The sequence below is a fragment of the Roseateles sp. PN1 genome, from assembly GCF_038419725.1.
In the GTDB taxonomy this organism is placed as follows: Bacteria; Pseudomonadota; Gammaproteobacteria; order Burkholderiales; family Burkholderiaceae_C; genus Paucibacter_A.
In genome coordinates, this window is sequence record NZ_JBCARA010000010.1 from 97452 (window position 1) to 110086 (window position 12635).

Below are 12635 nucleotides of genomic sequence, written 5' to 3' on the forward strand. Positions count from 1 at the left end.
AGGCTAGCAGCGCGGGAACGAAAGCACGCCCCGTAGTGGCAAAGCGTCGTACCGATGCAGACATCGCCTGCAACGCACCTAAGGCAGCTGAGTGCCCCGGAGCAGCCGTTAGCTGGCCAGCCAAAACGTCGTCGCGGAGTAGATGTGGCCTTGAAATTTAAGGCCTGACCCTGATGCCCGGACACGTGAGCCAAATGGGGTTGGAGCGCCAAGACCGTGAGGCACGGCGGCGTAGCCACAAGACCTGTGCGGGGCCCAATGCCCGCGATGATTGGACACGGCGCGGCACAGAGGGTTTTCTGGGGCGGCCCAAGCCGCCAGGGGCGCGCGTGTCAACCAATACGCGCAGCCTTGATCCTGATGGGTGACTGGTGCGCTGCGGCGCAACCATGCATTGAGAACCAAGTGCGCGGTGAGTTCGACGAGCAGGGAATGCAGTCTTGAATGAGGAGGAGACCAAGTGCGCTCTTGCGGTGCAGGGGCGTGTGTTTGCTACTTGACGGGGGCGGCTAATGGGTGACCCTCTCGCCGTGAGCCAGCGATCCGTGGTCTCGAAGTCAGCGATTCAACTTGGGAGGCCTGGGAAGAGGCAATGTGCAAGGACCGACAGGAGAGGGTGCCGGTTCGGAGTTGATGACTAGAACGGAATCTCTGCTTCAGACGCACTTTCCAAGTCGACTAGCAGGATGATCTGAGAAGCGCAGATAGCCAGGATGTACTCAGCGATTTCTGGTGTGACTTTCCCCCCGTTTGCACCTCCGTGAGCGACACCTTCGCCGCCACTGCGAAAGGCGTAAACGCCAGTGAGCGTTTGGCAAATCGTCTTCGGCAACGCGACCTCAGATGGTCGCTCCAGCCACCGAATAACATCGGCCAGCGTTGTAGCTCTTGCCTTCGGGAACAGTGTTTTGCCAGCGGCCTCAACTGCACAGACCGCTTCCTTTACGGCGTTTTCATGGTCGGGATTTGTCGCGTGGCGAAAGAACTTCAAGGCCTTATCAAAGTGCCCGCGGGCATCGATCAGTCGTGGATCACCAAGTACTGCCTGTGACTTGGTTAGCTTGTCCACCGTGTGCTTGCGCCCGGTACGCCGGACCGCGCCATCAGAAAACTCGTAAACCAGTCCTTCTTCCAAGAAAAGGCGCTGAAGTTCATTGGCGATGTATGCCTGGGAGTCACTTCGCGCTATCTCAACTATTTGGCCTCCATAGTTGTCTTCGTGAATTACTTCGTTTGCCAAGTGTCCGTGCAGTCGCTCGCAAAAGTCGAAAACTTTGGGCCACTGCAGCTTCATCAGGACTGAGTCAACGTCAACTTGGGCTTCTTCGATACTTCTCAGCGAGGATACATCGTATGTCTTGATCGATCTTCGGCCAATGCGGTGCAGTTCTCGCGCCAGAACTGCCCAATCGGCTATGTAGTTTCTTTCCACGAGGTCCAACATCAGGTGCAGTAGCCCGATCCTTGCCGCATCAGGGAAATCTTCGTTGATCTTTCGATGCTGCCCGGCCAATCGAGCTGAAAACGGCGGAGTCAATGAGGTCATGTTTTGGCCGATCACAAACGATGGGCAAGTAGTGGGTGCTGGATGTTCGAGGACGGCGTTGAGCTTCGCTACTCAGTCTCGATGACTCCTGAGTTCTGAACTAATTTGCTTAACGGCTTTCACAAGTTCCTCAAGATGGTCTGCGACAGGATCATGAGGCACCGAGGTTAGCTGGAGAGGCTGTAGGTCAACAGCTGTCGATTCACTGTATTGCTTGGAGCCATGCTTGTACGTTGCCGTGATCGTGAAACGCTGAGGGCATCGCTCACTGTTGGTGAAAATCTTGGGCCCCACACCTAAGTCAAACACGAGTTCAGCCCGAGGTGAGAATGACGAGATAGGATGAACAAACGCGGTGTACTTGCGGATGTTCTTTGCCTCGCTCGGTTCTGCATTGAAGTAATAGTCTTGAGCAAGGTCTAGCTTCAAATCCTCTGCATTGCTTTGGCCCGTGTTTGCAATGCGCAGCTCGATCAGTTGGGAGCCTATACGTACTGCAGGACTGATTTGGATGTACGGGCGAGTACTGGCTTCTAGCTGTTCTTTCATCAACTCTGCGGTGAGCCGATTGGCCTTGGTGATGTGCAGTGTTAGGTAGGCAACGGCCAGTGAGCCTAAGACCGAAAGACAAGTCGCGACAGCAATGACGAGGTTGATTTGATCTGAAGTTTGCATGAGAGGGCCTCTGATGGCATTCCGTGTTACTCGTGTGCAGCCTGCAGCTCCGCAAGAGCCTTCCTACATGCTTTTCTTGCCCTATCTATGTACATGCTGGTCACTGTCAGGGAGTTTTGAAGGCCGATATGCCCCTTCATTACGTCACCTTTGTAATCGTCAAATGATTTGTCGTACTGTTCTATCGCGATAAAGAGGTGGTCCAAGATGGTCGGAAGATATGCAAGTTCTGTAGCAACTTCTGGCGAAGGACATTGGAAAAGATCAATCGACTTCACGACTTTGCACGTATGTGCTAGGTGATCAACCACACAGAAGTATCGGACTGGGATGCGGTCTTGAGGGAGTTTTTCTATCAGGGGCGATAGGCTAGTCCCGACATTTGCAAGCATGGCGTCGATGATCATGAGTCGACGCGAATCCTCAGCCGCTCGGCGTGAAGCCTCAAGCAAGCGATCAGCTTCAATCTGATGTCGCCCCATCTTGTAAGCAGCCAGAATTGCGGCAATCGAACCGAATGCCTGAGCCCAACCAGACGCTTGCCCAGTCAGGAAGCCTGCGAACCACTCCCATCCCCCGGCGGCAACCAACAAAAAGCTGGCGAGAATCAAAAGAGTAAGCCCAGCCCCTAGGGGGGCTAGCCACCATTCCTTTTCGTTCAATTCAATATCTCCCTTTGCTCGGTCAAGTCATTCTCTCAGTCATTCGGGATCGACGTTAGGCTGCATCGCCTTCTTTGCCTTTAGTCTCTTTCCCCGCCTCTTGTTGCTGGCAATCACAACCTCGTCGCCAAAGAGGTCACGACCAGTTTCGTGACCATCAACAATTTGGCGCATGCCGCTGGCTATCTCATACATAGATAGCAGCGCGTACCAAGGTGGCCGAGGTCGGCCCGCTCGTTTCCACTTGTACCTCGCGTTAGCCCAAGGCACGGCTTTGGGGCACGAGGGTCAGGCCTCAAATCTCAAGGCCACATCTACTCCGCGACGATGGTTTGGCTGGCAAGCGAACGGCTGATCCGGGCACGAAGCCGTCCGCTAGCAGTCACGGCCGCGCATGCGAGGCGCGAGGGTCAGGCCTTAAATCTCAAGGCCACATCTACTCCGCGACGACGTTTTGGCTGACCAGCGAACGGCGGCTCCGGGCACGAAACCTCCGCCAGCAACAGAGGCCACGAGCATCCCCAAACCGTCCGCTGGATGTCACGGCCGCGCATGCGTCACCCGCGTCAGCACGAAGACCGAGGTGTCAGCATCCAGCAGTGCAGCCAGCGCGGGCGCAAGATGGGCGCGCACGTCTTGCCCGGCCAGCGCTTGCTGCGCCTCTTCGGTGGAATCGAACCACCACTCGACCACCATGTCGTACTCGTAGCCCTCAGGCGGCGCGTCAACCACCTCGTTGACGACTAAGCGGTCGGCCTGGCCCAGCGCCCCGCGCAGCAGTTGGCGGCCTGGGCTGGCGGCGCGCCAGGCCAGACGAAAGGCGTTTGAGCTCAGCGCAGGCCGGCGGCGCAGAAAGCCGTGCAGCACGACGGCGCTGTGCGGCCCGTCGCGCAGCACATGCTCGGCGCAGACGAGGCTGAACTCGCGCACATAGCGGTCGAACACGCGGGGCTCATCGGGCTTCATGATGGCCAGAGTTTCCGGGTCGTTCCAAATCGCGGTGGCGGCCTCACGGTCGGCCAGCAGCAGCAGATTGACGCCGTCATAGTTCTGGCTGATGCCGGGCTGGGCGGGCAGATCAAGCACGCGTGAGCATTGCGTGACGCGCTTGACGCGCTGGCCGACATTGCGGCATTGCCGGCCCAGCGCCGAATGCTCGCGCCAGGCCTGCGCAAAGTCCGCAGCGGCCAGGCGCGGGTTGCGGCGCGCCAGATAGATCATCTTCCAGGCGCTGGCGCGCTGGGCTTCGCTCGTCGTGATGCTCATGGTTTCGTGAGGGGTGAAGATGAAAAGGTAGTGGGTGTCGGTTGTGGGCAGTCCTTGTGCCAGAACCCGACTGCGAATTCAGACGCAGGCAGGCAAGGCCTAACGCAAAGGCTGTTGCTGTTGTCCGCTCACGCCTGCACCCGCAGCGCAGCATCTGCGCGGGCACGCTGCAAGGCGGGCCCATAGCTGCGCAAGGCCATCACAAAAGCCAGGGCGCCCGGCAGCAAGGTCAGAACCATCAGCACCAAGGCCCAACGCAGGCCGTCGCCGGGGCCGCTGAGTGCTAGCGTGCGAGTCAACATGTCGCTGAGCCAGCCGGCGGCAATTGGCCCCAGGCCATTGCCGATCAAGGCACCGGTCAACAGAATCAGCGCGCTGGCCGTGGCTCGGCGCGCCGGCCCAACCACCAGACTCAAGGCGGCGAACACCGGCGCCACCCACCAGATCACAAAAAAGGCATAAGCCCAGATCAGCAGCCCTGCCAACAGCAAGGGGCCGGGCGGCAGCAGCAGATAGGCCAGGCCACACGGTGTGGCCAACAACAGGCCCAGCGCCGGCATACCGATCTGCCAGCGCGGGTCGCGCCGGGCCAGGCGGTCGGTCAGCGCCCCAGAGCACAAGCCACCCAGCACCGAGACCAAGGCCGCGCCGGCCGACACCATGCCCGCCTGCGCCAAGCTCAGCCCATGGCGGCGCACCAGCAGCGAGAAGTTCCAGGTGCCAAAGCCATAGCCGGCCAGAAAGGCGCAGGCTGCGCCCAGCAAAAGCCAACGAGTCAGGGGCAAGGCCAGCAGCTCGCGCACCGCGCCGGGCTGCTGGCCGGCCCGCCCTGCGTTCGACGCGTCACTGGCTGACTGCGGCTCCGCCACGCTCAAGCGCAACAAAAGCGCAAGCGCGATGGAGCTGGCACCAACAATGGCGAGGGTCCAACGCCAACCCCACTGCTGCGCAATCCAGGCGCCCAGCAACAAGGCCAAGAGCGCGCCCAGGCTGGAACCGGTGCCGAACACACTCAGCACCCGGGAGCGCTGTTCAACCGGATAAAGCTCGGCCAACAAAGCCATCGAAGCCGGGCCTGCGCCAGCATCGCTGACGGCACCGCCGCAGCGCGAAAGCATCAGGCTCCAAAAGCCCATAGCGGCCGCCCCGGTGGCCGCCAACAAGCCGCCCAGGCTGCGGCAAGCGACGATCAAGCGGCGGTGCCGCCCACGATCAGCCAAGCGACCCAAGGGCACGCCGAGCATGGCAAAGCTGAGCGCAAAGCCCAGGCCCGTGATCAGGCCAATTTGCAAATCGCTGAGGCCAAACTCCGCCTTCACCGGTTGAATCAACACGGCCAGGATTTGACGGTCCATGAAGGCGACGGCCGACATCAAAGTCAGCAGCGCCAAGGTGTAGTGCGATTGGGCTTGCTGTTGCAGCTGCGGTCGTGGAGCTGAGTGCGCCTGGCCGTTCGGCGGGGCTGTGGGTGGCGCCTGGTTCATGCGCCTATCTTGGCCGCGTCACTAAGCGCACAGCATCGTCCGCGCGGACGATGCCGGGCCGAGGGCAAGACCTACAGTCGCCCGGCACGAGGCCGCAATGCCAACACAACAACAGCAAGGAGACCTGACCATGACGAGCCCTTCGAATGCCCTAGCGAGGCGAGCCAGCCGGCTTGCCGGCGCCGTGACAGCGATGGCGACATTGGCCCTGACCGTGCCCGCCTGGGCGCAGCTTGCCGCGCCCGCTCTAGATCCGAGCAAACTGATGCAGGGCTTCCCGCCACCGCCCGAGTACCGCGTGCACATTGGCAACTGGCAGCAGAACCCGCAAAAGCTCTGGTCTTTTCGCCATACCCGCGAGCTCTTTCCCACCCGCCCGCTCAAGCCCACCGGCCCGGTGCGCGAGCTGCCGCTGAGCAGCCGCGACAGCCTGGCGCAGCTGCAAGTCGGCAGCGCGGATGCGCCACTGACCTGGCCGCAGATGCTGGCCGCCACCCATGTCGATGCGGCCTTGGTGCTGCACAAGGGCCGCATCATCGACGAGCGCTACTTCAAGGGCATGCAGGCGCATGAACCGCATCTGATGTTCTCGGCCACCAAGAGCATGGCGGGCCTGATGGGCGCCACCTTGATTGCCGAAGGCCGCCTGGATGAGAACGCCAAGGTCGGCACCGTGCTGCCTGAGTTGGCCGATAGCGCCTGGGCCGATGCTACCGTTCGCCAGGTGCTGGACATGACCGACGGCGTGCGCTTCACCGAGGTCTACACCGACCCCAGCTCGGACATCTTTCCCTACGTTGCCGCGATGGGCTGGGTGCCGCCCGAGTTCCGCAAGCCAGGCAGTCCTTTCGGCATTCAGGCCATGCTGCCCACGCTCAAACGGGTGGAGCCCGAGGCGCGCGGCAGCGCCTTCCGCTACCGCAGCGCCGCCACCGATGTGGCAGCCTGGATCGCGGCGCGTGCGGCACAGCAATCACTCAGCGACTGGCTGCAGCAGCGCCTGTGGAGCCGCCTCGGCATGGAGCATGAGGGCAATGTGATGCTGGACCCGGTTGGCACCGAAGTGGCTTTCGCCGGCATGAGCGCCAGCGCACGCGACCTCGGCCGCATCGGCCAGATGCTGCTGCAGCGCGGCCGCTGGGACGGCCAACAAATCATTCCTGAGAAAGTCATTGAGCAACTGATTCGCGGCGGCAGCACCGAGGCCTTCAAGGCATCCGGCCTGGAGAAATCCCGCCCCGGCTGGTCCTACCGCGACCAATGGTGGGTGAACCCGCAAGCACCGCGCTCATTCGCCGCCATGGGGGCTTATGGGCAGAGGCTTTATGTCTTCCCAGACGATGAGCTGGTGGTGGTGCTCTTGAGCAGCCATCCGCAGCCCATCGCAGCCTTGGTGGATGGGCCGCAGCTGGCCGGGCTCAAGCGCCTCACTGAATCGCTGCGCGCACCGCGCTGAGATTGGAGCGACCGGCCATGCATCGACATCTGACCCTGATGCTCCTGACCCTGATCGCGACGGTGCAGTTCTTTGACCGGGCGCTGATGGTGGTGGTGATGGAGCCCGTCAAGCAAGAGTTCGGCCTCAGTGATGCCCAGTTGGGCCTGCTGTCGGGCTTGAGCTATGCAGTGGCCTTCGCCTTGGCGGGTATTCCGCTGGGGTGGTTGGCGGATCGCGTCAACCGCAAGCGCTTGCTGAGCGGGCTGCTGCTGGCCTGGAGCGCGCTGGTGGCCGCCTGCGGTCAATCGGGCAGCTTCTTGGCACTGCTGAGCATGCGTGTAGGCATAGGTGCGGCGGATGCTGGCGGGCAACCTTGCTCGGTGTCGATGATTGCCGACCACTATGCGCGCCAGCACCGGGCCGGCGCTGTGGCCGTGTTGTACGCGGGCGTGCCGTTGGGCATGGCGGGTGGCTTCATGGGCGGCGCCTTGCTGGCGGCACACTACGGCTGGCGCAGCGGCTTCATGGTGGCGGCCCTGCTGGGCGCGCTGCTGGCCCTGCTGCTGATGCTGCTGGTGCGTGAGCCGGTGCGCGGCGCCAGCGATGGCCAGCACCAGGTCAGCGCGCTGCCCCCGCCCCCATTGGCCGTGACGCTGCGCTTTATGCGCGGCCAGGCCAGTTTGATGCAGCTGTTCGCGGCCTCGGTGCTGGTGACGATCAGCTCATCGGCGGTGATGTCATGGATCGGCTCGCTGTTGATCCGCAGCCACGGCCTTGATCTGCCCAGCGTGGGCCTGCTAACGGCCATCTGCATGGGCGGCTTCGGCGCCTTTGGCACTTTGCTATTCGGCTGGGCCAGCGACCGCCTTGGCGCTGCGGACATGCGCCGCCAGCTGCACCTGATGGCAGCCCTGGCGCTGGGCGTGACACTGGCCGGCTGCGTGGTCGCGCTGGCGCCTTCCATCATTGCCGTGGCGCTGGCCTTGGCGGTCTTTGCCGCCTGCGTGGCGGGCCTGAACGGGCCCACGTATGCGCTGTCGCAATCGCTGGTGCAGCTGCGCATGCGCGGCTTGTCGATGTCGGTGCTGATCGTGCTGCTCAACTTGATTGGGGTCGGTGTCGGGCCGACGCTGGCGGGTGTGCTGAGCGACAGTTTTGCGGCGCAATTCGGTGCCGCCTCAGTGCGCTGGGCCATGGTTTCCCTGTTGCTGATCACCCTGCCTGCCGTGCTACTGTTCGGCCGCGCCGCGCGCACGGTGCGCGACGATCTGGAACGAGCCCACGCCTCCCATGCCCGCTGAGACCTCAAGCCTGCCGAACTGCCAGTTACCCGCCCTGCCGCCAGGCCGCGCCTACCGCTTCCACACCATGGTCAAGCCGGCCGGGGCACTGTGCAATCTGGACTGCCCCTACTGCTTCTACCTGCACAAAACTGAGTTGCTGGGGCACACGCCCAACTCGCGCATTGATGCCGAGCTGTTGGAGCAGCACATCCGCCAGTACATCGAGGCCAATACCGGCGATTCCGTCGTGTTTTCCTGGCAAGGCGGTGAGCCCACCATCATGGGCCTGGCCTTCTTCGAAATGGTGGTGACACTGCAGCGCCGCCACGCCAAGCCGGGCCAGCGCATCGAGAACGATTTGCAGACCAATGGCCTGCTGCTGGACGAGGCCTGGGTGGGTTTCCTCAAGCGCGAGGGCTTCCATGTCGGCCTGTCGATTGACGGCCCGCGCGAGCTGCACAACAAGTACCGGCCCACCAAGGGCGGCACGCCCACGTTCGACAAGGTGATGCAGGCCGCCGCGCTGCTGCGCCAGGCGGATGTGCCTTTCGCGGCCTTGTGCGTGGTCAATCGCGATGTGGCCCGCGCGCCGCGCGAGGTCTACCGCTTTCTGGTGGACGAAGTGGGCAGCTGGCGCATCCAGTTCACGCCCTGCGTGGAGCCACGCGTGTTCAAGGAACAAGCGCCGGCGCTGATCCCGGCCGAGCAATTGCCACAGCTGGGCAGCGAGCGGGCCCGGCCCGGCCACCCGCTGTCCATCGTCACCGACTGGTCAGTGGATCCTGAAGACTACGGCCAGTTCTTGTGCGAAGTTTGGGAAGAATGGCTGGCACAAGACTTTGGCCGCGTGCACGTCAACCTATTCGAAACCGCCGTGGCTCAGTCGCTGGGCATGCCGGCGCAGATGTGCACCTCAGGCCCAATTTGCGGCAAGGCCTTGGCGCTGGAACATGATGGCAGCCTCTACAGCTGCGATCACTTTGTCTACCCGGAATACAAGTTAGGCAATATCCGCGAGCAGCACCAGGGTGACCTGGCCTTCTCGCCCAAACAGGTGCGCTTTGGCTTGGCCAAGAGCGAGAACCTGCCGGCCTACTGCCGCCGCTGTCCGCAGCTCAAGCTGTGCTGGGGTGAATGCCCGAAGAACCGCTTGCTGCGTACGCCCGATGGCGAGGCCGGCCTGAACTATCTGTGCAGTGCGCTCATGCGCTTTTATGCACGCGTCCAGGCCGATATGCCGGCCCTGCGTCAACGCCTGGGGCGTTGAACTTACAAGTTACTTCTTGGCTGCACCGGTGGCCACCGAGACATAGCGCGCCACGGCCTTGACCTCGGCATCGCTGAGCTGCTGCTTGAAGGGCGGCATTGCGCCGATGCCGTCTTTGACGGCACGGCTCACGCGGGCCGCATCCGGCTTGATTTCGTCTAGAACGGGGCCGATGGCACCCTCGGCGCCGGCGTCCTTCAGCGTGTGGCAAAGCGCACAGGCCGGCTGGGCCTGTTGGGTAAATATCTTGCGGCCCAGGGCCAATTCGGCGTCCGCTTGAGCGGCACCAGTCAGAGCAGACAGGGACAGCAGGGCCAGGATGGAAAAGCGGTTTTTCATGGTCGGAGTCATTGGGGTTCAGGCGCTGAGCGCTTTCAGGGAATAGAGGGGGAATAGCCGGGCCTGGCCGTTTTCAGGCATGGCGCGGCCCTGCCGCGCCGTTGGCGGCGCAGGGCATACGCAGATAAAAGGGCTTAGCTCGTGCGGGGCGCTAAGCGGCGGCAACCGTGACGGTCACGCCATGGTCAGCCCAGCTGTTGTTGTTGTAGCCGCTGAGGTTCTCGATGCGTTGCTCGGGCTGAACGCGGCCAGCCTTGTCCACCGCGCGGCTCACCAAGGCGTGGCTACCTGCCGGCAGATCCACCGCGAGCGCGAATTGGCGCCAGGCGAACTTGCCCAGCTCGGGGCCGGTGAAACGGGCTTGCTTCCAGGTCTTGCCACCATCGATGGAGACTTCAACGCTGCGAATGCCCTCCGTTCCACCAAAAGCCACACCCTGGATTTGATGGCGGCCGGCACGCAGCTCGCCCTGCTCGGGCAGCGGCGTGTTGATCCAAGACTTGACGCCCATTTCCAGCACCGAGGGCTGGGCCGGATCCGCCTTGCCGCCGGGCGGCGAGATGCGATAGCCGTGGCTCATGATCTTGGCCTGAGTTTCCTCGGCGGTGAAGGCCACGCGTTTGACGTATTTGATCTGGTTAACGCCGGTGTAGCCGGGGAATACCAGGCGCAATGGGCCACCGTGGGCCAGGGTGATGGGCTCGCCATTGAGCTCCCAGGCCAGCATGGCATCACCCAGCGCCTTCAGCGGCAGGGAGCGCTCGACCATGATGCTCAGCGGGTCGATGCCCGCTGGCAGCTGCTCGCCGCCAGTCCCCGTGATGAAGCGCATGCCATCCAGCACGCCGCCCAGCGCCTCGACCACGGTGCGCAAGGGCACACCCGTCCAGACCACGCAGCCGGCCGCACCCACCTGCCAGGGGGTGCCCGCTGGCTTGCTCGGGAAGAAGCCGCGGCCATTGCCCGAGCATTGCAGCACCATGGGCAGGGTCTCGCTGCCCAGGCTCTTGAGTTCGCGCAGCGACAACGCACGCGGCGACTTCACGCCTTCCAGCGTCAGGCTCCAGTCCTCGCGCTGTTCCAGAATCGTCGGCGCCGGTGCGGGCAGGTTGTTGCGCACATAGAGCTGCTGCACCGGCGTGATCAGGCCTGCACCGAAGGCGCTGCGCTTGGTTTCGATGGTGCTGCTGCTGTGGATGATCAGCGCGTTGGCGTCCTTCCAGCCCACATAGGCCGGCAGGGCTTTGGGGGCCGGCCCGCTGGGTGCAGCGCCGCTGGCCTGTGCCAAGCGGCTGAAGCCGCCGAGTCCAGCCGCGGCCAGGGCCGTGGCGCTGCCGGTGAGCAGGCGCCGCCGTGCTGGCGCAGACAGAAGTGATTTGTCAGACATCGGGTCTCCTTGTTCTACTTGGTTTGGATGAAACAGACTGCAGCGATCCCCCGACGCCGTGTGTAACGGCGCCGATGGCAGGAACTTCGGAATTTCAGGAGTGCGGCGCTTGGCTTTGCTTGAATGCCAGCTGCGCGGCCTCCAGCGCCTGGCGCTTCTGCGCCACCAAAATGAGCGGCTGGCCATGGCGGGAGCGGATGACCTGCCAATGCACATTGCCCCACCAGCCCGAACCGTCGGCCAGCGTGGTGGGCTCCTTGAAAGCAAACAGCGTCACCAAACCACCCTTCTCGAAGAAGGTGGTCAGGTGATAGGCGGCGCGCCCGGAAATCTCACAAGGCCGCACCAGTTGCGAATAGCCAGGCAGACCAGCGGCAGGCGCCAAACCCAGCTGATCCAGCAAGGGGCGGGGCGACATGAACTGGCCGCGCAGGGTGCGCTCAAAGTACTCGTGCTCGATGGCGTCACGCACCAGCGCTTCGGGCCGCATCAACTCCAGCGGCAATAAAAGTGCCAAAAGCATGAATGCCACGCCGCCCAAACGGGCCGGCAGCCGGGCATGCCAAGGGATGACGCGTTGCAGCGCCTTAGGCGGCTCGCACGGCGGCGTCTGGTCGAGCAAGGCCATGCGCACGCGCAGGTCGAAGTCGTCCTCGTCTTTGTTGATACTGCTGGCCATCGCGATTCCTTTTCAGACCTTTCTCAGCGCTATGACGCTCGGCGCCACGCTGGGCGCCATGATGGGAGCCGGTGCCGGCACCGGCGCACGCCCGGGCGACGGCGGTTCCAGCACGGCGCGCAAGGCATCACGTGCGCGTGCCAGGCGCGACAACACCGTGCCCGGCGCGATCTCCAGCGCCTCGGCCATCAGCTGGGTCGGCATATCGTCAAAGTAATAGAGCACCAGCACTTCGCGGTGGATGGGCGCCAGCCGCGCCATGGCGCTCAGCACATCCAGGCGAAGCTCCAGCCCATCGCAAGGGGCCGGTACGCTGGCGGCCTCCTCGCTTTCATGCAAGGGCAGTAGCTGCTCCGGCGAGCGATGGCGCTGCACTTGGCGCCGCATGATCTGGAACAGCCAGGCGCGCGCCAGTGTGGGATCGCGTAGCTGTTTGCGGTGGCGCCAGGCCAGCGCAAAACAATCCTGCACCACGTCTTCCGCCACAGCGCGTGAGCCGGTCAGCGCCCATGCGCTGCGCAGCAGGAAGCGATAGTGCTCCGCCACCCATTGCTGGTAGCGGCTTTCTGCGGACTGGAATGCGGCGAACATATGCATAAGAGCAGCGGC

13 protein-coding genes are annotated in these 12635 nt (G+C 63.1%); 3 read left to right on the forward strand and 10 right to left on the reverse strand.

The features are described 5' to 3' along the window. Positions 1 to 637: 637 nt before the first annotated feature. The 6 genes from AABB87_RS15980 to AABB87_RS16005 all read right to left on the reverse strand — a co-directional run bounded on the left by AABB87_RS15980 (position 638) and on the right by AABB87_RS16005 (position 5633). Positions 638 to 1546 carry a hypothetical protein gene (locus AABB87_RS15980; RefSeq protein ID WP_341972180.1) on the reverse strand — a complete coding sequence of 303 codons (909 nt, stop codon included), beginning with the start codon at positions 1544 to 1546 and terminating at the stop codon, positions 638 to 640. A 72-nt stretch (positions 1547 to 1618) separates the two neighbouring features. Beyond that, a complete protein-coding gene (locus AABB87_RS15985; protein WP_341972181.1) occupies positions 1619 to 2221 on the reverse strand; it encodes a hypothetical protein in 603 nt (200 codons plus the stop codon). A gap of 26 nt (positions 2222 to 2247) precedes the next feature. Beyond that, positions 2248 to 2883 (reverse strand): hypothetical protein, encoded by a 636-nt coding sequence (locus AABB87_RS15990; RefSeq protein ID WP_341972182.1) that lies wholly within the window; start codon positions 2881 to 2883, stop codon positions 2248 to 2250. A gap of 39 nt (positions 2884 to 2922) precedes the next feature. Next, on the reverse strand, positions 2923 to 3078 hold the full coding sequence (locus AABB87_RS15995; protein ID WP_341972183.1) for a hypothetical protein: 156 nt from the start codon (positions 3076 to 3078) through the stop codon (positions 2923 to 2925). 345 nt (positions 3079 to 3423) lie between these two features. Then, positions 3424 to 4149, reverse strand: a complete 726-nt coding sequence (locus AABB87_RS16000) for an EthD domain-containing protein (protein ID WP_341972184.1) — start codon at positions 4147 to 4149, stop codon at positions 3424 to 3426. Between the two features lie 128 nt (positions 4150 to 4277). Beyond that, a complete protein-coding gene (locus AABB87_RS16005) occupies positions 4278 to 5633 on the reverse strand; it encodes an MFS transporter (protein WP_341972185.1) in 1356 nt (451 codons plus the stop codon). A gap of 130 nt (positions 5634 to 5763) precedes the next feature. Here AABB87_RS16005 and AABB87_RS16010 point away from each other — a divergent pair, with 130 nt between their 5' ends. The 3 genes from AABB87_RS16010 to AABB87_RS16020 are packed head-to-tail and all read left to right on the forward strand — an operon-like array spanning position 5764 to position 9621. Beyond that, positions 5764 to 7089 carry a serine hydrolase domain-containing protein gene (locus AABB87_RS16010; protein ID WP_341972186.1) on the forward strand — a complete coding sequence of 442 codons (1326 nt, stop codon included), beginning with the start codon at positions 5764 to 5766 and terminating at the stop codon, positions 7087 to 7089. A gap of 17 nt (positions 7090 to 7106) precedes the next feature. Then, positions 7107 to 8372 (forward strand): MFS transporter, encoded by a 1266-nt coding sequence (locus tag AABB87_RS16015; protein WP_341972187.1) that lies wholly within the window; start codon positions 7107 to 7109, stop codon positions 8370 to 8372. Next, entirely contained in the window at positions 8362 to 9621 is a 1260-nt protein-coding gene (locus tag AABB87_RS16020; RefSeq protein ID WP_341972188.1) for an anaerobic sulfatase maturase, read from the forward strand. The genes AABB87_RS16015 and AABB87_RS16020 overlap by 11 nt, the downstream gene beginning before the upstream one ends. 9 nt (positions 9622 to 9630) lie before the next feature. On the opposite strand, the gene sorU is transcribed toward AABB87_RS16020, so the two are convergent. From sorU to AABB87_RS16040, 4 genes are all read right to left on the reverse strand, one after another. Further along, positions 9631 to 9960: a SorU family sulfite dehydrogenase c-type cytochrome subunit gene (sorU, locus tag AABB87_RS16025; RefSeq protein ID WP_341972189.1), complete on the reverse strand. Its 330-nt coding sequence runs from the start codon at positions 9958 to 9960 to the stop codon at positions 9631 to 9633. Between the two features lie 151 nt (positions 9961 to 10111). Then, positions 10112 to 11347 carry a SorT family sulfite dehydrogenase catalytic subunit gene (gene sorT / locus AABB87_RS16030; RefSeq protein ID WP_341972190.1) on the reverse strand — a complete coding sequence of 412 codons (1236 nt, stop codon included), beginning with the start codon at positions 11345 to 11347 and terminating at the stop codon, positions 10112 to 10114. 94 nt (positions 11348 to 11441) lie between these two features. After that, positions 11442 to 12026, reverse strand: coding sequence for a hypothetical protein (locus AABB87_RS16035; RefSeq protein ID WP_341972191.1), 585 nt, complete (start codon positions 12024 to 12026; stop codon positions 11442 to 11444). A 12-nt stretch (positions 12027 to 12038) separates the two neighbouring features. After that, positions 12039 to 12623: an RNA polymerase sigma factor gene (locus tag AABB87_RS16040; protein ID WP_341972192.1), complete on the reverse strand. Its 585-nt coding sequence runs from the start codon at positions 12621 to 12623 to the stop codon at positions 12039 to 12041. Between the last annotated feature and the right edge of the window lie 12 nt (positions 12624 to 12635).